Here is a 20209-nt window from a genome sequence, read left to right on the forward strand (position 1 = left end):
CCAATGGATGCAAAAGGAATACTCTCACTGATACCGGAAGGGCCATATGACCCGTCCGAGATCGTGTTGATCGGATCACATATGTATCCGACGCCCAACGTACAGAAATCGGGCAAGAAGGCGGGCAAACTTTCGTCTGAGGACAAAAGCGCCATGGCCAAAGGCACCATGACCGTCCGGTCCGACTTTGTGAAACAGCTCGATTTGACGGCTGTGGCATCTGATCTCACGGATACAGACTCTCTGCCCACGATGGCGCTCATCTTTGCCTATGGCTATGAGGGGCACGCCTACCGCTTGCCCAAACCCCGCATCATGATTGTCCGTGGCCATGGGGAGCCCTATGAAGCCACGAAGGATGAAGACAATTCCGAAGTGCTGAGCGGACAGCTCTATATGTGGCGCCATTCCAAGCATGACCAGACGATTTCCATCGAGGTGGAAAGTGGCGATCTGGAGAAACTGGTGCTGGAAGCCAACCAGCCGGGCAACCGCGCGGTGAATTCCTATTCGGCACATATGCAAATGTCCCACCGGGGCGGCAAGCTGAGCTAAACACCATTGTTGCAAGCCTGGGGCATGGGATGTCTCAGGCTTGCAACATCTGAATGAGGCGCGTGTTGGCCGTGACCCGTTCGGCAAGGATCCGGGCCAGCCCGGCGTGAAAGCGACTTGATAGGGCGGGATCCTCGTCCAACAGACGCGCCACAGCGGCCGACGACAAGGTCCAGATCACACAAGCAGACTGCGCCCGGACGTTGGATGTGCGAACCCCTGACGTATAAAATGCCAACTCGCCAATAATCGCGCCCGGACGCAGGTGCCGGACTGTTCGCGCCGCTGCACCCGTCCCGACGATGACATCTGCCGCCCCGCTTTCCAGAAAGAACAGGTCTGACGCCTGCGTGCCCTGTTCAATGAAGGCGGTTCCCTGGGCGATCTCACGTCTGGTCAAGTATTGCTTGAGGCGATGGGTGGCTTCTTCGCTTTGCAAAATGCTCAACAGGATATCCGATATGTCTTGCGTGGACGGGCTGCCCGCACCCGACAAGCCTGTGAGCAGGCGGTGTTCGGCTCGTGTGACGGCAGTGTTGAGGTCTGGGGCAGTCTCAAAGCGGCATCCCGGCCCTATAGCAAAACCTGCGCGCGCAAAGACATGGATCACGCTGTCGCTCGCCCCGGAAATGCAAACCTGCACATCCGTGCCCTGCAACTCGTCAGCGATGCGTTGGAAACTCGTGACGGCGGTCGCATCCAGCCCGGTCACCGCGCTGAAGTCCACGATAAGATCGCGCAGGTCGTGACCTTTCATCAAGCGTTGCACGCGGTCCCGCAGGCGGTAAGCGGTGCCAAAAAACACATAGCCTTGCACCCCCAAGGCCACGATGGCCCGCCCATGGGCACGCAACAGCTTCAGCTCAGAGGGTGACCATTCGGTGGCACCGTGGAAGACATCGCCGGTAAATTCATACCGGATCGGATCGAGGCGGCTGTAGTTTACCACAAACAGTGCGGCCCCGGCGGCCAGACCGAAAATAGTGCCCTCAAACAATCCCACTCCGACGGCCACGAGGAAAATCGCAATGGTCAACCACGCCTCTGACCCCGGCGTGTGGCGCACTTCGCGGATCAGCCAATCGCGGACGAAATCCACGCCGACCCAGAGCATGAACCCCGCAAAGATGGGCAGGGGCATTAAGGCAAGAACGATATCGCCGAAGATAAACAGCGCCAGCACAAAGCCGCCTGCGATCCATGAAATCGCGCGATGGGGCGGGGCGATCTGCAAGGCAGCAGACGTCGTCGAGACGCCATGATAGCCCGGCAATCCTCCCAGAAGGGAGGCTGCAAAGTTGGACAATCCGAGGGATTTGAGCTCGTGGTCAAAAGGAATATCGGTGCGCACTTTCGCCTCGAGCGCCAGCGTGTTCATCAACAGCGCTGCCGTTGCCAGAACCACCATGGTGATCAGTGGGAACAATTGCTCCAGTACAAACCCAAAGTCGACCGCGCTTATCTCGCCTGGGCTAACCGGGGGCCAACGCAATCCGCCATCGGGCAAGCTTGCCGTCCAGCCCTGCGCAGCAAGCTCGGTTGGCGTGATCCCCATGAGCGCGCTGGTGAGATGAAAGAGCAAAATAGCCCCGCCAATGACGCTACCCGTTGCGGCCCCTGCGGACATCTTTTTCTGAGCCATGCCAAGAGCGACCAGGACAGATAGCGCCACAAGCAATTTCCAAAGGCCAACACCTCTGAACAAATCGGGCAGGGTTGCCCAAGTCAGCGTTGCGCCCAGACAAATGCCCAAAGCGCCCAGGATAACGAAATACCCTGTGCCCGCGAGAAAGCCCGCCAGTACGGGTCTGGGGGCAAAGCGCATGAGGGTGGCAAAGCCAAACTTGCCAAACACGTACAGCGAGACGGAGAAGGCAAGACCCGCCGTCAGGCACAAAACCACGATATCGGCAGGGGCCAGCGCTTGGCCGGTTTGTGCGCGCTGGCTCACGAGCGTGACAAGGATAGCCCCAATCGCAGCACTCGGGACGTCCTGCACCATGGGGACCAGCCCGCGCAGCCGCGTGAAAGAGCCCAGGGTGAAACACAGCACTGCCGTGCCGATCAGGGCCATGCCGATCAGGATGGAGGTTGCCTCCGGCGCCGCCGACCCGCTGACCAGCGTCGCATTGGAAATGGAGAATACGGTCGCGAGCAACCCCGCGATGATACCGGCCTGCAGGCGTGCGCCCCAAATGTCCGCGCGTTGGGGGGCCTGCGCGCCGGAGCTGTCTTTCTGTGCAACCATTCTTCGGTTGTCTCCCTGATCCTGCGAGGCAGAAAACAAAGATCACCGGCTTTGCGCAATCCTAAAGCGCGTCTGTACCTGTCCGGATTTGTGGCGGTGTGCGGCGCGTGGCAAAGATGGGCTTGGCGTTGATACTGTTGGCGCGCATGTGCCGAATTTCAGCGCTGAGCGCCCAGATCACGCTGAGCGCGGCCCCTGAAATGACGAGTGAGATCGGCAGCGCGCAAATCACCATGACATCGCGGATGGAGGCCGTGCCGCCTGCGGCAAACAGCGCGCCGATAATGCCTGTCGCCAGAACCGCCCAAAGCCGGGTGTGCTTGCGCGGCTTGGCCGCGTTGTCGCCAGCTGCGGCAATTGTTGTGATGGCCATAAGCCCCGACGCAAATGTAACCGCCGCCAGAATGAAAACGACGGTGAATGCGATCCAGCAGATTATCTGTCCGCTCAAAGTTGGGTCCAGTTCCGCAATCGCCACAAACAATTGCTCGGACGGTACGCGGTTGGCCAGGAGCGGCTCGGGTTGCGACATCTCGAGGCTCAGCGCGGCTGTTCCACTGCAGGCAAACCAGGCAAAGCAAAGGCCGCAGGGCGCCAGCGCGCTGCCGAGGACAAATTCACGAACCGTGCGCCCTTTGGAAATGCGCGCCAGAAACAGGCTCACAAAAGGCGCAAATGCGATCCACCAGGTCCAGTAAAACACGGTCCAGTCGGCCTGCCACGTCGAGAGCGCTGCGGTATCCACGTCATGACCGGCCGAGAAGATGTTCAAAGACAGAGAGGGAAGGTCTGCGATGTAATCGAAGGTCGCGGCCAGCGCGATCTCGCGGAGGGCATTGGGCGGCGTATGCAGAGCGAAGAACGCAAGCACGGCAAAGAAGGCAAGCGTGCCGACAATGGAGAGCCATTTGATTCCATGATCCACACCCGAGATGACCGCCCGCGCGGCGAGGCACGCGCAGGCCACAAGTGCAATCAGGGGCACGAGACGAGGCTCTGCCGTGTCCATGGCCAGCGGCATGTCCATCAGGTAACCCAGACCTGCGGAGATCGAGTGCATGGAATAGCCCAGCGTGGTTGCAAGACCCGCGAGAATGGCAACGATCGCAAAGACATCGATCACATGCCCGCACGCCCCTGCCAGTCTGTGTTTGAACAGCGGCGCCACAACGGACCGGATGGTCAGCGGCAAACCGTAGCGATAGGAAAAGAGCGCGAGGGCAAGGCCAAGAACCGTGTAGCATGCCCATGCCGACAATCCCCAATGCAGAAACGTGTATTTCAACGCACTTCGGGCCGCCGCGACGCTTCCCTCTGAGACCTGTCCTTGCAGCAATTCGGGATTGGTCGTGAAGTGGCTCATGGGTTCGGCGACGCCATAGACCACGATCCCCGCGCCAATACCGCCGCAAAACATCATGGAGAGCCAGGAAAAGGTCGAGAACTCGGGGCGCGCGCCTCCGTGTTTGGCTAGGCGCAGCCGGGCCGAGATGGGGAGTGCTGCAATGATCAGTGCCGTGATCAGGAGCCCGGCGAGGCAGTAGAAAAACCAGCCCCGCACGCCTTCCAGCAAGACCGTCTTGATCGCGCGCAGGGTTTCGGTGGATTGCTCTGGCGAGAAGAGGATCCACGCAATCAGGGTGTTGATCGCCAGAATGGCGCTGACGGTGACGGGGCGGTTGAACCCATCAAAAAACCCGTCTCTGACCGTAAAGATCGTAAATTGAAAATGGCGCCCGCGAGGCATTTGAAACCCACCCTTGAAAAGTCTTGGGGGGAGATTTGCCTGAGTTGCGAGGGGCGGTCTGTGAAGCGCTTCACACTGATTGCCGGGATGCTTGGTATTTTGGTGTGAGATGCGCAGATGCGCTTGGAAAATGCGCGGCCGCGTGCTGCCCTACTCTGCGAGGTGGCATGCCACGCGCGTGGCGTTGATCGTCCGCATCTCCGGTCGTTGTGCGCGGCAAATGCCTTGCGCGATCGGGCAACGCGGATGAAACGCGCAGCCGGATGGCGGATTGATCGGATCGGGAATTTCGCCTTCCGGCGGGCTGACTTCGCGGCCAAACCCGTCCATGCGCGGCGCGGCTTCCAGCAGCATCTGCGTGTAGGGATGCTTGGGTGTCTCAAAAAGCGCCTCCGGGCTGGCCTCTTCGACCAGGCGCCCGAGGTAAAGCACGCCGATCCGGTCCGCCATATGTCGGACCACCGTCAGATCATGGCTGATGAGCACATAGGTCAGGCCGAAATCGTCCTTCAGATCGCTCATCAAATTGAGCACCTGCGCCTGCACCGACACATCAAGTGCGGACGTGGGTTCATCACAGACAATCAGGCGCGGCTCAGAGGCCAGAGCGCGCGCGATGCAAATCCGTTGCCGCTGACCGCCGGAAAACTCATGGGGAAATTTGCCCGCATCGCGGACCGACAGGCCCACCTGTTCGAGCAGTTTTTCCGCCAAACCTTCGGTATTGCCGCCCCGCGCGGCCACGGGCTCCACGATGATATCCCGCACGCGCCAGCGCGGGTTGAGCGAGGCAAAGGGATCCTGAAAGATCATCTGTATGTCGGAGCGGATCGCATCGATTTTTGCCGCATCCGTCTCGCTGGCAAGATCCACACCGTCGATTTCGACATGCCCTTCACTGGGTTGCAACAGGCCCACCAGCATGCGCCCGATGGTCGACTTGCCAGACCCGCTTTCTCCGACGAGCGCGTAGGTTTGCCGGGCCTCGACATCAAAGTCTACGTCCGAGACAGCTGTCAGAAAGGCTTTCGACCGCCGCTCCAGAACCCGGTTGAGCCAGGGTTTGGAGACATCGAACACGCGGGTCAGGTTTTGAACGCGGACCAATGCCATCACGACGCCTCCTGTGTAACGCGGGGATGCCAGCAGGCGGCATGGCCTCCCTCGATCCGTGGCGCGGGGGCAGCGCGACACTTGTCGGTTGCAAAGTCGCATCGCGGATTGAAGGCACAGCCCTGCGGGACCGCATCAAGGCGCGGCATGGCGCCGGGGATCTGGTGCAGCCGGTCCTGCCCCTGGGAGGCCAGCGGCGTCGAAGCCATGAGGCCTGCGGTGTAGGGATGGGCGGGATGAGTGAGCACATCGCGCACCGGCCCAAGCTCTGCCAGACGTCCGGCATACATGACCGCCACACGGTCCGCGGCCTCCGCAATGACACCCATGTCATGGGTGATGAGCATCACGGCCGTCCCACGCTCGCGACACAGGCGTTTGAGCAAAGCAATGATCTGCGCTTGCACGGAGACATCGAGCGCGGTGGTGGGCTCGTCTGCAATCACAAGCGAGGGCTCCGCACAAAGCGCCAGCGCGATCACGACCCGCTGCCGCATGCCGCCAGAGAATTCGTGGGGATAGCTGTTCACCCGCTGGGCCGCGCCGGGGATCCCGACCTCTTCCAGAGCAGCAACGGCGCGGGCCTCGGCCTCCGACTTGCTGATCGGCAAATGCGTGAGCATCGTCTCGGTCAGTTGATCGCCGATGCGTAGAAGCGGGTTGAGCGAGGTCAGCGGGTCCTGAAAAACCATGCCGATTTCCTTGCCCCGCAGACGCCGCATGGGTTCACCGCGCAGGTGATCGATGCGGGTCCCGTTCAACAGGATCTCGCCAGATTCGATATGAGCAGGTGGGTTGAGCAGGCCCGTCACGGCATTGCCCGCCATGGACTTGCCCGCACCGCTCTCGCCCACTACGCCCAGAATTTCGCCTGCGGCAATATCATAGCTCACACCGTCGACAGGTTTGACGATGCCGTGGCGCGTGGGGATATCGACGCAAAGGTCGCGAATGGAGAGAACAGCCATCATCGCAGCCTCGGGTTCAGCGCATCGCGCAGCCAGTCGCCGAGCAGGTTTACGCTGAGCGCAAGCACCAGCAAGGTGACGGCGGGGAAGAGCAGGATCCACCACTCACCCGAGAAGAGGAAGCCTTGCCCGATACGGATCAAAGTGCCCAGGGAGGGTTGTGTTGGCGGCGCGCCGACGCCCAGAAAGCTCAGGGTCGCCTCGGCAATGATCGCAAGTGCCAGAGAGATCGTCGCGATGACGAGGACAGGCGAGAGCACATTGGGCAGGATATGGCGCAGCATGATCGCGCCTGAGCCGCGCCCGATGAGCCGGGCAGCTTGCACATATTCCTTGTTTTTCTCGACCAGCGTCGCGCCGCGCACCACCCGCGCGAACTGGACCCAATCCGACAGGCCGATGGCCAGGATCAAAACCCAGATCGCCATCTGATCGCGGTATTCCACCGGGGTCACGCCTTTGGCGATGCCAAAGATCAGCATGGCCACGAGGATCGACGGGAAGGTCAGCTGCACGTCAGCAGTACGCATGATGATCGTTTCGGTCCAACCACCCACGTAGCCGGAGATCAGGCCCAGCGTAATGCCGAGGATCATGGCGAAGAGCACGGCGGCCACGCCGACAAAGAGCGATATCCGCATGCCGTAAAGGATGGTCGAAAAGACATCGCGCCCCTGATCATCGGTGCCCAGAAGGAAGCTCTCGCCTGTGAAGGCGTTGGGTGTCATGGGCGGGGTAAACCCGTTCATGAGGTTGAGCGAGGCGGGGTCAAAAGGGTTGGTCGTGGCGATGAGAGGCGCAAAGACTGCGCTGGCCACGAGCAGGATCACGATCAGCGCGGAGACCACGGCCACGGGCGAGCGGCGGAACATGTAGAAGAAATCACTGTCCCAAGCCTGCCGCAGGCGCGATTTCGGCTGATCTGTCTGTGTTGCGTCTGCCATCAGTGGCCCCCTCCGCGCCCGTCCAGCCGGAGCCGGGGATCAATGAAGAAATAGAGGATATCCACCAGCAGATTGATCGCCACGAACATGACGGAAATCAGCATGAGATAGGCGGCCATGACGGGGATATCGACAAACTGGATCGCATTGATAAAGAGCAGGCCCACGCCGGGCCATTGAAAGACGGTTTCCGTGATGATCGCGAAGGCAATGATCGCGCCCAATTGCAGGCCGATCACGGTGATTACCGGGACCATCGTGTTTTTGAGTGCATGGCGGAAGTTCACCACACGGCTGCGCAACCCGCGTGCGCGGGCAAACCGGATGTAATCCTGCCGCAGAACCTCCAGCATCTCGGAGCGCACCAGCCGCATGATCAGCGTCATCTGGTAGAGGCCGAGCGTGATCGAGGGCAGGATGAGCGCTTTGAGGCCGCTTTCGGTCAGAAAACCTGTGGACCAACCCCCAAGATCGACCGTGTCGCCCCGCCCGAAACTGGGCAGCCATCCAAGCTCAACGGAGAAGATGTAGATCAGAAGGATGCCGATCAGGAATGTCGGCAGTGACACACCGATGAGCGAGGCGGACATGATCAGATTGGCCGTCACACCATCGCGGCGAATGGCCGTAAAGACACCAAGGGCAATGCCAAAGGCAATCGCCAGCAATCCCGAGACGGCGGCCAGTTCCAACGTTGCGGGCGCACGCTCCAGCAGGATCTCGGCGACAGGCCGACCCTGACGATAACTCACGCCGAAATTGCCCTGCACCGCGTTTTCCAAAAAGCGGTAGTATTGCACAACGAAAGGCTGATCGAGGCCAAGCTGCGTGCGCAGGCGTTCAATGTCTTCTGCGGTGCGCTCCTGACCGAGCATATTGTCGATCGGATCCCCCACGAATGTGAACATGGAGAAGGCCACAAGCCCTGTAACCAAAAGGACAAGCGCGGATTGGCCGATGCGCCGGATGATGAATGCAAGCATGGGTGACGTCTCAGACGAGGGGACGGGCGCAATCGCGCCAGCAAGGGCGAGCCCTTAAGGAAGGCGCGGCGCTCAATCCGAGCGCCGCGCCCCTTTTTCAGTTCATGGTGAAGTATTTGACCTTTGGCTGATCCTCCGGATCAACTTCGATGCCCACTTTCTCTGCCATGCCCCAATTCAGGACCTGATGGTGGATGGGGATGTAGAGCGCCTCATCCTGCACCACGCGCCAGATGGAGGCGATGTCGGCATTGCGCGCTTCAAGATCGGTATTGGAGGCCAGCGATTTGATCTTTGCATCGATCTCGTCGTTGTCAAAGCCCGTGCCGTTCCAGGTTCCGATATCGCTCTCGCGGCCATGCACGAGGAAATTGAAGATATATTCGGAATCGTAGGTCGGAACGCCCCAGCCCAGCATGTAAAAATCGGTCTTGCCGTCGGTGATCTTGGGGAAGTGTTGCGCCTTCGGGATCGCGTCGAGGTTCACAGTCACACCGATCTGGCCCAGCATCCCGACAGCGGCCTGACAGATGGCCTCATCGTTGACATAGCGATCATTCGGGCAGTCGAGACGGATCGAGAAGCCATCGCCGTAGCCTGCTTCCGCCATCAGCGCCTTGGCCGCTTCCATGTCGGTGCTGCTTTCAGCATCCATCTCGGCTGTCCAGCCGTTGACGAAGGGTGGGGCAATCATGCCCGCAGGCTGGGATTGCCCGCGCATCACGACGGTCTGGATCGCATCGCGGTTGATCGCCATGGACATCGCCTTGCGCACGCGCACGTCCGCGAGGGGGTTCTTGCCATCGATGTTGTCGGCTTCGATGTCATCGGCACCCTGGTTCATCCCAAAGAAGATCACGCGGTTTTGCGGGGCTTTCTTGACGACAAGGCCATCGGCGCTGTTGACGCGCTCAAGGTCTTGCACGGGCATGTCCTGCAGGAAATCGACCTCACCGGAGAGCAGCGCCGCGACGCGGGTCGCGGCGTTTTGGATCGGTGTGTAGATGATCTCGGAGACTTCCAAGGGGAACTGATCGCGGCCCCAATAGGCTTCATTGCGCACCATCGTCGTTTTGACGTCAGGTTCGCGCGATTGCAGGACGTAAGGCCCTGTGCCGTTGGCATTTGTCGTCGCAAAGGTGATCTCGCCGCCTTCAAAATCCTGCACGTTCACGGTGTTGTTGGCCTCGGTCCAGCCCTTGTCCATGATGAACAGGTTCGTCAAGTTGGAGGGCAGGATCGGGTTCGGGCCATCCGTGACCATCTCGATCTGATACTCGCCCACGGCACGGACTTCCGTGATTGAGCCAATAAGCTCTTTCATGTCGGAATTGGGTTGCTTGGCGCGTTCAAACGAGAAAACGACGTCTTCGGCCGTGAAATCAGAGCCATCGTGGAATTTGACGCCCTGACGCAGGTTGAAGACCCAGACATTGGGATCATCTGCTGAAGGCGCCCAATCGGTCGCCAGTGCAGGCTCAAACGCGCCAGTTACGTCGCGGATGATGAGCGGCTCATACATCTGGTGGCGAATTGTATGGGTCGGGCCTTCGTTCTGGGCATGCGGATCCAGCGTCAGCGCATCGCCGGAGCGCGCCCAACGAAGTGTTTCAGCGCTCACTGGCGCCGTTGTGGCCAACAACACGGCCGTGAGTGTTAATGCAGTCGCGGTCTTCATAGGACCTCCCCCTGATTTTTTGAATCTGCCTCTGCGGACATCGGGGCATTGTTGGACAATGCCGCGATGGGGCGCAAGGGCTAGCTGATCAAAATCTGGGGTGCGCGTCGGGATTTACGCGGGCGCGCGCGTTTTTGGATTGCCAGAGCGAGGTTCAGGAACAGGCCAAAGATCAAGCCTGAGCCAGATACCGATCCAAAGCGACCGTGGATCCCTCACGCCAGATGAGATCCAGCCAACGCTCGAACGCGGCGGCAAATTCCGGCGCGTCATTGAGTTCGGCGTAGATGCCCTCCTGCTCCAACCACGCCGCGGGCTTCGTGCGCGCAGCGGTGGCGGCGATGGTCAGGGCGTCCCAATTCGGATCATTGGCCTCGATAAGAGAGCCATCCTCACGTGTGCCCTCGCACATGCGCGCCCAGAGCGCTTCAACCAAGGCCAGACCATCGATCACAGTCCCAGTCGCCAGGGCATCGCGCAGGATCGGGAGCACGAAGCCGGGATGGCGGGAGCTGCCATCGAAGGAGACGCGCCGGGTGGTGTCATGGATTTCCGGATTGGCGAACCGGCCTTCAATCAGATCGAGATAATCCGCGCCGGTCATGCCCGGGACTGCGTCTACATGGGGCACGATACAATCGGTCTGTACCTTCCGGAAAAACTGCGCGATCTGATCATTGGCCATGCAGCCTGCAATCGTTTTGATGCCGCGCAGCTCACCGACATTGGCCAGTACCTGATGGCCCGCATTGAGCATACGGATCTTCATGCTTTCATAGGCATGCACGTCGTGGGTCAGTGTCGCGCCGACCTCTTCCCAAGGGGGGCGACCGTTACCAAAGGCGTCTTCAATGACCCATTGCCGGAAGTTTTCATGGGTCACGGGGGCCGCGTCATCGATGCCCCATTTGGCCACAAGCGCAAGCTCCGCCGGACCGGTGGCGGGCACAATGCAATCCACCATCGAATTGGGGAAGCTCATCTCGGCATCAACCCAATCGGCCAGTTCGGGATCACACATGCGGGCCAGCCCGACGAGGGTTTGACAGAGCACATCACCATTGTTTTGCAGATTATCACAGCTTTGTCCGGCAAACGGCAGATGCCCCGCAGCCCGCCGCGTGCGCAGCGCGGAGAGCATCGCGCCAAAGGCTGTGCGGGGCTGGTCTGGATGACTGGCATCATGTTGAATATCGGGGTGATCTTGATCAAACCCACCCTCGGCATCCTGATAGTAGCCACCTTCCGTCACGGTCAGGGCGACAATGCGGATCGCGGGATCGCTCATGGCCTCGATCAGGGCTGTATGGCCGTCAACAACGGGGACGAAATCGATCATGGAGCCGATCACCTCCGCAGATGAGCCCGCGGGGTCCAGCTCGATCAGCGTCGACATGTAGTCCTGGTCTTGCAGCTTGAGGCGCATGGCCTCATCGCCCGGGCGTACACCCGCGCCGATGATCGCCCAATCATGGGCAAGGCCTTGTTGCATCAAGCGGTGCAAGTACCAAGCCTGATGACCGCGGTGGAAGTTGCCAAGCCCGATGTGGACGATGCCTGCGCGCAGTGCGGAGCGATCATAGGTGGGGCGCAAAATGCCTTCTGGAAGGTTGGGCAAATTCGCATTGTTCAACTTCATCGTCTTCGTCCCTTGGAAATGATCATCCATCAGCTCATCCAGTTCCCGCCATCCACATTATACGTCTGTGCGACAACATATGTCGCATCATCACTGGCCAGAAAAACGGCCATGCCGGTCAGATCGTCCGCCGTGCCCATGCGCCCGAAAGGCACCGCGGCACCCACTTCGCGCTTTTTCTGGCCGGGGGCTTTGTTCTCGTACTTGGCAAAGAAGCCATCAACGCCATCCCAATGCTCGCCATCGACAACGCCGGGCGCAATGGCGTTCACATTGATGCCGTGTTCAATCAGATTGAGGCCAGCCGATTGCGTGAGGGAAATCACGGCGGCCTTGCTGGCACAATAAACACCCACGAGCGCTTCGCCGCGACGTCCCGCCTGGCTGGCCATGTTGATGATCTTGCCGCCCTGGCCGCGTGCTATCATGTGTTTGGCAACCGCTTGCATCGTGAATAACGGGCCTGCGACGTTGATATCAAACACCCGCGCGTAGTCGTCGCGCGTGATCTCGGTTAGAGGTGCGGCCGTGAATATGGCGGCGTTATTGATCAAAATATCTATGTGGCCAAGGCCTTCAATGGTTTGGGATACGGCGGTATCGATGCTGGCTTGGGACGTGACATCCATCTCGACGGCCATCGCACCGATCTCTGCCGCAGTCGCCTTGGCGCGTTCGATATCGATATCGCCAATGGCCACCTGTGCGCCTTCTTCAATATAGCGCGCGGCAAAGGCGCGCCCGATCCCTCGGGCGGCGCCAGTGATCAAGGCTGTTTTACCTTGCAACCGCATCAGTCTACCCGCAGGCCATTCGCGTCGAACTTGTGCAGCTCGTCGGTGCGCGGTGAAAGGTGGATCGTGTCACCATGGTTCAGGCGCACATCGCCAATGGCGCGCACGGTTATCGTGTCACCAAGCCCTGTGTTGTGAATGTGGAAGAAGGTATCGGAGCCCAGATGCTCCGCCACGCCCACCGTGCCTTGCCATACGCCGTCGCTTTCCACGACATCGATATGCTCGGGACGCACACCGATGGTATGAGCGCCAAACTTCGCGGCTTCCTCTCCTTCGACGAAGTTCATCTTTGGAGAGCCGATGAAACCCGCGACGAACTTGTTGCGCGGGGTGCGGTAGAGCTCAAGCGGCGAGCCAACCTGCTCGATGACACCCGCCTGCAACACGACGATTTTATCCGCCATGGTCATGGCTTCGACCTGATCGTGCGTCACGTAGATCATTGTTGTGTCAAGCTTTTTGTGCAGCTCGGAAATCTCCATCCGCATGCCAACACGCAAGGCGGCGTCGAGGTTGGAGAGCGGCTCGTCAAAGAGGAAGGCCGCAGGTTCGCGCACAATCGCACGGCCGATGGCGACCCGCTGACGCTGACCGCCCGAGAGCTGGCCGGGGCGACGGTCGAGGTAATCGGTCAGGTTGAGCGCCTTGGCGGCGGCTTCAATCCGGCGCTCCTGTTCCGCCTGGTCCATGCCTGCCATTTTCATGGGAAAAGCAATGTTCTTGCGCACTGTCATATGCGGGTAGAGCGCGTAGGATTGGAAGACCATGGCCAGACCGCGCTTGGCGGGCACGAGGTCCGTGGCATCCTTGCCGTCGATCTCGATATGGCCCGAGGTGATGTCTTCCAGCCCGGCGATCAGGCGCAGAAGGGTGGATTTACCGCAGCCCGAGGGGCCCACGAAAACGGTGAACTCACCATCTTGAATTGTCAGGTCCAGCGGCGGGATGACTTCAACGTCACCGAAGCTCTTGGTCACCTGTTTGAGTTGGATCTGTCCCATAGTTTAGGTTCCTTGTATCACAGGTTTACTTAACGGCGCCGAAGGTGAGGCCGCGGACAAGTTGTTTCTGGCTGAACCAGCCAAGGATGAGGATCGGCGCGATGGCCATGGTGGAGGCTGCTGAAAGCTTGGCGAAGAACAGACCTTCAGGGCTCGAGTAGCTGGCGATAAAGGCCGTCAGCGGTGCGGCGTTGACCGCCGTGAGGTTGAGCGTCCAGAAAGCTTCGTTCCAGGCCAGGATGAAGTTCAACAGCATGGTCGAGGCGATGCCGGGAATGGCCATGGGCGTCAGGATGTAGACCAGCTCTTCCTTGAGTGTCGCGCCGTCCATCCGTGCCGCTTCGAGGATCTCACCGGGGATTTCCTTGAAGTAGGTGTAGAGCATCCACACGATGATCGGCAGGTTGATCAGCATCAGGATCACAACCAGAGCGATGCGGTTGTCCAGAACACCCAACTGAATGCACAGCAGGTAGATCGGGTAAAGCACGCCCACGGCGGGCAGCATCTTGGTTGAGAGCATCCAGAGCAGGATGTCCTTGGTTCGCTTGGAGGGGACAAAAGCCATCGACCAGGCGGCGGGGATCGCGATCATCAGGCCGAGGATGGTCGAGCCGCCCGCGATGAAGATCGAGTTCCAGAGGAACCGTCCGTAGTTGGAGCGCTCCATCACGACGCTGTAGTTTTCCAGCGTCCAGTCAAAGCCCAGAAAGATCGGAGGGCTCGCGATGGCTTGGGCCTCTGTTTTGAAACTCGTGAGGATCGTCCAGAGGATCGGGAAGAAGATGAGCAATCCAATCGCCCAGGCAACGCCTGTGTTGATCAGTTTGCGGCGGGGTGTCACGCTACGTGCCATGATCAGTTATCCAGGTTCTTGCCGACGATCCGCATCAGGAAGATCGCGACGATGTTTGCAAGTATGATGGCATAGACGCCACCGGCGGAGCCGAGACCGACGTTCTGACTTTCAAGCACGCGCTGGAAGATCAGGTAGGAGAGTGTCCTTGTGCCAAACGCACCGCCTGTGGTCACAAAGATCTCCGCAAAGATCGCCAGCAGGAAGATGGTCTGGATCAGGATCACAATGGTGATCGCACGGCTCAGGTGGGGAAGCATGATGTAGAAGAAACGCGAGGTCTTTGGTGCGCCGTCCATCTCAGCCGCTTCAAGCTGCTCGCTGTCGAGCGACTGGAACGCGGTCAGGAGAATAAGCGTTGCGAAGGGAAGCCACTGCCAGCTCACGATCATGATGATCGAGGGCAGCGGGGCATCCGAGAGCCAGGAGACCGGCTCCGCCCCGAAGAACCGCCACAGATGCGCGAAAAGCCCGTTCACCGGATCCATGAACATGTTCTTCCAGACAAGTGCCGAGACTGTGGGCATGACGAAGAAAGGGGCAATCACGAGGATCCGGACCACGCCTTGTCCCCACATCGGCTGATCCAGCAGCATCGCGATGAAGATGCCCAGAACGACCGTGATAACCAAAACACCGAGAACAATGATCAATGTGGTCTGAACAGACGGCCAGAAGGCGCTCGATGAAACAAAACGAGTGTAATTGTCAAAACCGGCCCAGCCCAGATCGCCGCCACGCAGGGGCAGGTATTTCCGGAATGAAAACCATAATGTCATGATCAGCGGGACCAGCATCCAGCCCAGGAGCAGTACTACTGCCGGGGCCATCATCAGTCGGGCCGCAGATCGGGAAGCCTTGGTTGCCATTGAATGCATCTCCTCCGTTGACGGCCCGCGAAAGCTCGGTGCCATCCTGCTCGACGCTTGAATGTAGTGGGGGGTCTTTGGGGTCAGAGGGCGGCGGCTTGGCCGCCCTCTGGAGTTTCAGGAGCGTGGCTTAGCGGTAGCCAGCGGCTTCCATAACTTCGTTGGTGATCGCCTGAGCTTTCGCCAGCGCTTCTTCGACAGTCTGCTGACCAGCGTAAGCGGCGGAGAATTCCTGGCTCACTTCAGTTGCCATGCCCGCGAATTCCGGGATCGCAACGAACTGAATGCCAACGTAGGGAACCGGGTCAACTGTTGGGTTGTTCGGGTCTGCTGCGTTGATCGAGTCCAGTGTCTTCTGGGCAAAGGGTACTTTCTGGTACTCGGGGTTCTCGTACAGAGACGTACGGGCGCCGGGAGGTACATTGGCCCAACCTTCGTTGGCCGCAACGAGCTCGATGTAGTCTTTCGACGTGGCCCATTCGATGAACTGCTTGGCTTCGGCTTCCTGCTGTGTGCCGGCAGGGATCGCAAGCGCCCAGGCCCAGAGCCAGTTGGCGCGCTTTTCGACACCTTCGTTGTTGGGTGCGAGAGCAAAGCCCACGTGGTCAGCAACCGTGGAATCGTCGCCTGTGACGAAGGAAGCCGCAACCGTGGCGTCAATCCACATGCCGCACTTGCCCTGGTTGAAGAGCGACAGGTTTTCGTTGAAGCCGTTTGTCGCAAAACCTTCAGGACCATAGTCGTTCATCAGGTTGACATAGAAGTTCAGCGCGTCGGCCCATTCAGGCTGATCGAACTGCGCATTCCACTCTTCGTCGAACCAGCGTGCGCCAAAGGAATTGCCTGTGACTGTGATGAAAGCACCGCCTTCACCCCAACCGGCTTTGCCGCGCAGGCAAACACCGTTGATGTCATTTTCCGGATCATCCATGGCCGCTGCTGCTGCGCGGATCTCTTGCCATGTGGGTGCTGCGGGCATTTCCATGCCGGCTTTCTCCATCAGGTCGGTGCGATACATGACCATGGAGCTTTCGCCGTAGAAGGGTGCTGCGTAGAGTGTGCCGTCGTGGGACAGACCGTTGCGCATAGCGGGCAGGATGTCATCGACGTCATACTCTTCAGAGAGATCGTCCAGAGCAACGAGCCAGCCGTTGGAGCCCCAGATGGGTGTCTCGTACATGCCGATTGTCATGATGTCGAACTGACCACCTTTGGTGGTGATGTCCGTTGTCACGCGCTGGCGCAGCGTGTTTTCTTCCAGTGTCACCCACTCGACATTGATGCCGGTCGCTTCTGTGAACTGGTCGGTGTAGCCCTGCATCCGGATCATGTCACCGTTGTTCACGGTGGCGATTGTGATCGTTTTAGCATGGCTGTCTGCAAATGCACCGCCCGCTGTGATCAGGGTAAGTGCTGTTGCCGCACGCAGTGCGTTCTTGAGATACATCCGAGTTCCTCCCTCGATAGGATGTGATGGAGTTAACGATACGGAAATAACAGCGCGCGCGTCAAACTATTTTTTTACGCGCGATAACTTTTTTAAAAAGCGCGCGTATACAATGGTCTACGCAGAGCTGCGCATGATCAGTTTGCCCTGACACAGCGTCTCCTGGCGCACATGGTCCGGGGAATCAGGGTCTGACAGCAGCGCGAGCAACGCATCGACCGAACGCGTGGACACACCATCATAGTCGTGCGCCATTGTTGTCAGCGACGGGCAGGTGTAGCGCGAGAAGGGGTGATCATCCATGCCAGCCACGCGGAAGGCGCATTGATTGCCACGGCCAACACGGTATCCCTTTTCGTAGCACGCCGACAAAAGCCCGATGGCCAGCCGGTCGTTGCTGCACAACACCGTGCTGGAAGGAATGGCGCGCTGATCAAGAAGATTGAGGCCTTCGCGATAGCTGATTTCCTCGAAATCCCAACCTTCCCCGACAACCTGGATGATTTGCGGCTCTTGGCCCATCTGTTCCATCGTATCGATATAGGCTTGCCTGCGCTTTTGCGCGTTCGGGTTGGCCGGGGTCCGCATTTCGTAAAAACAGGGCGCTTCTCCCGTGCGCGACAGGTATTCCACTGTTTCCCTCACGAATTGCACGTTGTCCGAGCCAATGAAGCAGCGGCTTTCAATATTGAGATTGCTGTCAAAAACTACCGTTGCGACGTCTTCGCAATACTCCTCGATCGCGTCGCGTTTGGAGACGCGCCCCAAAGGTGCGATCAATGTGCCCGCTGGCTTGATGGTCCGCAGCGTCTTGAGGTTTTCAAGCTCGGTTTCGGGATCGCCATGCGAATTCATCAGGAGCGGTTGATACCCAGCCTCAATGACCCGTCGCTCAATCCGGCGCGCGATTTCCGAGAAAAAGGGATCAGCGAGAAACGGCACGATGATCCCGACATTCCGTGTCATTTGCCGGTTTTGATTGATGGCATAGACGTTTGGACGATAGTCGAACTTCTTGAGTCCCGCCTCGATGCGCTCTCGCGTAGAGATACGCACTTTGTCAGGGTTCTGGAAATACTTGGACAGCGTCGGTCGCGATATGCCAACGACCGCAGCAAACTCATCCATGTTTTTGATCTTGGGGTCGCTCATCGCCTTCGGTCTCACTTTCCTCCGGCAGGGGCCGGGGCTACGTGCGTAAAGAATTTCTTATCGCGCGTAAAAAATCAACTCTAGTTTTAAGTGACCCGCCGCAACGCGTCCTGATGCTTCCAAAGCCCACGAAGTCAGCGCTGTTGAAAGGCACGGGTTCCTGGGCATTCAGGACAAATGCGATACGCACGGGGCCAGCCGCAACGTCCTTCAAGATGCAACGCTTTATGCAGCGAAATGGTCCCGCGCCTCAAGGCGGCAGACGGCCTTACTCGGGGGTCAGGTCAATCAGGCGCGCCCCTTGCTCGACCTGATCATCTCTTTCAACACTGACCTCCGCGATAACGCCATCTCGGGGCGCCGTCAGTGTGTGCTCCATCTTCATGGCCTCCAACACGAGCAGGGCCTGCCCTTTGCTCACCTGCTGCCCCGCCTTGGCGTCCAACTTGATGATGCGGCCGGGCATGGGGGACGTCACACTGTCTGACGCGCTTTCGAGCGCGGATGCGCCGGGAACCAGATGTTGAAAGACAAACTCCTCCGCCTCGTATTGCAAAAAGAGGGTGTCTTGATGCCGCAAGATGAAGGCGCTCTTTCGGGCCGTGTCGTGTGTGAATCTGACCTGCGTCCCGTCCAAGGTCACGTTTTCCAGAACGATTTCGCCCTCGGGCAAGTTGGCCGTCACCGTGCCAGATGGGTCCTGCGCCAGTGAAATCGTGACGCTGGGCTCCGCAAAGGACACATCGCGCCGCGCCGGACCAAAGTGGCGAAAGCCCGCTATGTCATCTGGTTTTTGGGGTTGCGCATAAGCCAAAGCCGCAAGGACAAGCGCCAGATTGGATGTCTCTGACGCAGGGACAAGCGTTTCAGCATGGCGCTCTATAAGTCCTGTATCGACATGACCCGCGCCAAACGCAGCGTTCTGTGCGAGCTTTTGCAGGAAGCGGCGGTTTGTCGTACAGCCTACGACCTGTGTCTCTTCCAGCGCGCGTTCCAGCTGGCGCAGTGCGGCAGGGCGATCAGGACCGTGGCAAATGATCTTGGCGATCATCGGGTCGTAGAACGGGGAAACACTATCCCCGGTGCGCACGCCGGTATCGATGCGCGCCTCGCCAAAGGACAGATGTGCGAGCTGGCCTGTCGCGGGCAAAAATCCCGCGGGCACATCTTCCGCATAGAGCCGCGCTTCAAAGGCATGGCCTGTGATGGAGAGCTCTTCCTGCGCAAAGGGCAGGGGCGCGCCTTGCGCCACGCTAAATTGCAGGGCCACCAGATCAACCCCGGTTATGGCTTCTGTGACGGGATGCTCCACTTGCAGGCGCGTGTTCATTTCCATGAACCAAAAGCCATCCGTGCGCAGCGGGCCAGAGCCATCGGCAATGAATTCAACAGTTCCGGCGCCGCGGTAGTCGACAGCTTTTGCCGCAGCCACGGCAGCAGCCCCCATGGCCGCGCGGACCTCATCCGTCATGCCCGGCGCTGGCGCTTCTTCGATGACCTTCTGGTGGCGACGCTGGAGCGAGCAATCGCGCTCAAACAGATGGACCACATTGCCATCGGCATCGCCGAAGATCTGGATTTCGATATGGCGCGGCGCCGTGATGAATTTCTCGATCAGGCAGACGGGGTCCCCAAAGCTTGCGGCCCCCTCCCGCTGTGCCCCCTCCAGCGCAGCTCCGAAATCCTCCGGGCGTTCAACCAAACGCATGCCCTTGCCGCCACCGCCCGCGCGGGCCTTGATCAGGACGGGATAGCCGATGCGTCGGGCCTCCCGCGCCAAGGTGCCCGCATCTTGCGCGGTGCCGTGGTATCCCGGCACGACCGGCACACCGGCTTTTTCCATCAATGCCTTGGCCTTGTCCTTGAGGCCCATGGCCCGGATCGCCCAGGCGGTGGGGCCAATGAAGATCAGACCGGCGGCTTCGACGGCCTCCACGAAGTCAGGATTTTCCGACAGGAAGCCATAGCCCGGATGGATCGCATCCGCGCCTGTGGCTTTGGCCGCGTCCAGAATGGCGTCGACCTTTAGATAGCTCTCTGAGACAGGTGCAGGCCCGATCCGCACCGCTTCATCGGCGCGCTCGACATGCAGCGCCCGTTCGTCCGCATCGGAATAGACAGCGACGGTTGCAATCCCGAGCGTACGACAGGTCCGTACGATCCGTACGGCAATTTCGCCCCGATTGGCGATGAGGAGTTTCCGGATCATGAG

16 protein-coding genes are annotated in these 20209 nt (G+C 59.5%); 1 reads left to right on the plus strand and 15 read right to left on the minus strand.

Annotation, left to right across the window (positions count from 1 at the left end):
* Window positions 1-3: 3 nt before the first annotated feature.
* Window positions 4-555 (plus strand): hypothetical protein, encoded by a 552-nt coding sequence (locus ACP15S_RS17655; protein ID WP_425040991.1) that lies wholly within the window; start codon window positions 4-6, stop codon window positions 553-555.
* Between the two features lie 34 nt (window positions 556-589).
* Here the strand turns inward: ACP15S_RS17655 and ACP15S_RS17660 are convergent, their stop codons facing one another.
* The 15 genes from ACP15S_RS17660 to ACP15S_RS17730 form a co-directional block, all read right to left on the minus strand.
* A complete protein-coding gene (locus tag ACP15S_RS17660; RefSeq protein ID WP_425040992.1) occupies window positions 590-2803 on the minus strand; it encodes a SulP family inorganic anion transporter in 2214 nt (737 codons plus the stop codon).
* 61 nt (window positions 2804-2864) lie between these two features.
* Window positions 2865-4550, minus strand: coding sequence for a BCCT family transporter (locus ACP15S_RS17665; protein ID WP_425040993.1), 1686 nt, complete (start codon window positions 4548-4550; stop codon window positions 2865-2867).
* Window positions 4551-4700: 150 nt separating this feature from the next.
* Entirely contained in the window at window positions 4701-5663 is a 963-nt protein-coding gene (locus ACP15S_RS17670; RefSeq protein WP_425040994.1) for an ABC transporter ATP-binding protein, read from the minus strand.
* Window positions 5663-6631: an ABC transporter ATP-binding protein gene (locus ACP15S_RS17675; RefSeq protein WP_425040995.1), complete on the minus strand. Its 969-nt coding sequence runs from the start codon at window positions 6629-6631 to the stop codon at window positions 5663-5665. The genes ACP15S_RS17670 and ACP15S_RS17675 overlap by 1 nt, the downstream gene beginning before the upstream one ends.
* Window positions 6631-7575 carry an ABC transporter permease gene (locus tag ACP15S_RS17680; protein ID WP_425040996.1) on the minus strand — a complete coding sequence of 315 codons (945 nt, stop codon included), beginning with the start codon at window positions 7573-7575 and terminating at the stop codon, window positions 6631-6633. Before ACP15S_RS17680 ends, ACP15S_RS17675 begins: the two co-directional genes overlap by 1 nt.
* Window positions 7575-8558: an ABC transporter permease gene (locus tag ACP15S_RS17685; protein WP_425040997.1), complete on the minus strand. Its 984-nt coding sequence runs from the start codon at window positions 8556-8558 to the stop codon at window positions 7575-7577. Before ACP15S_RS17685 ends, ACP15S_RS17680 begins: the two co-directional genes overlap by 1 nt.
* A 97-nt stretch (window positions 8559-8655) precedes the next feature.
* A complete protein-coding gene (locus ACP15S_RS17690) occupies window positions 8656-10236 on the minus strand; it encodes an ABC transporter substrate-binding protein (protein ID WP_425040998.1) in 1581 nt (526 codons plus the stop codon).
* A 172-nt stretch (window positions 10237-10408) separates the two neighbouring features.
* Window positions 10409-11905 carry a mannitol dehydrogenase family protein gene (locus tag ACP15S_RS17695; protein WP_425040999.1) on the minus strand — a complete coding sequence of 499 codons (1497 nt, stop codon included), beginning with the start codon at window positions 11903-11905 and terminating at the stop codon, window positions 10409-10411.
* Window positions 11905-12672 (minus strand): L-iditol 2-dehydrogenase, encoded by a 768-nt coding sequence (locus ACP15S_RS17700; protein ID WP_425041306.1) that lies wholly within the window; start codon window positions 12670-12672, stop codon window positions 11905-11907. The genes ACP15S_RS17695 and ACP15S_RS17700 overlap by 1 nt, the downstream gene beginning before the upstream one ends.
* Window positions 12669-13673: an ABC transporter ATP-binding protein gene (locus ACP15S_RS17705; protein ID WP_425041000.1), complete on the minus strand. Its 1005-nt coding sequence runs from the start codon at window positions 13671-13673 to the stop codon at window positions 12669-12671. The genes ACP15S_RS17700 and ACP15S_RS17705 overlap by 4 nt, the downstream gene beginning before the upstream one ends.
* Before the next feature lie 25 nt (window positions 13674-13698).
* Window positions 13699-14529 carry a carbohydrate ABC transporter permease gene (locus ACP15S_RS17710; RefSeq protein ID WP_425041001.1) on the minus strand — a complete coding sequence of 277 codons (831 nt, stop codon included), beginning with the start codon at window positions 14527-14529 and terminating at the stop codon, window positions 13699-13701.
* Between the two features lie 2 nt (window positions 14530-14531).
* The gene (locus ACP15S_RS17715; RefSeq protein ID WP_425041002.1) at window positions 14532-15398 is read right to left on the minus strand and encodes a carbohydrate ABC transporter permease; all 867 of its coding nucleotides are present in this window, start codon (window positions 15396-15398) and stop codon (window positions 14532-14534) included.
* 130 nt (window positions 15399-15528) lie between these two features.
* Window positions 15529-16845: an ABC transporter substrate-binding protein gene (locus ACP15S_RS17720; RefSeq protein WP_425041003.1), complete on the minus strand. Its 1317-nt coding sequence runs from the start codon at window positions 16843-16845 to the stop codon at window positions 15529-15531.
* A gap of 117 nt (window positions 16846-16962) precedes the next feature.
* Complete coding sequence (locus ACP15S_RS17725; protein ID WP_425041004.1) at window positions 16963-17997, minus strand: LacI family DNA-binding transcriptional regulator; 1035 nt, start codon at window positions 17995-17997, stop codon at window positions 16963-16965.
* A 268-nt stretch (window positions 17998-18265) separates the two neighbouring features.
* Complete coding sequence (locus ACP15S_RS17730; protein WP_425041005.1) at window positions 18266-20206, minus strand: biotin carboxylase N-terminal domain-containing protein; 1941 nt, start codon at window positions 20204-20206, stop codon at window positions 18266-18268.
* Between the last annotated feature and the right edge of the window lie 3 nt (window positions 20207-20209).

Source organism: Primorskyibacter sp. S187A, assembly GCF_049800955.1.
Classification (GTDB): Bacteria; Pseudomonadota; Alphaproteobacteria; order Rhodobacterales; family Rhodobacteraceae; genus JAKVBH01.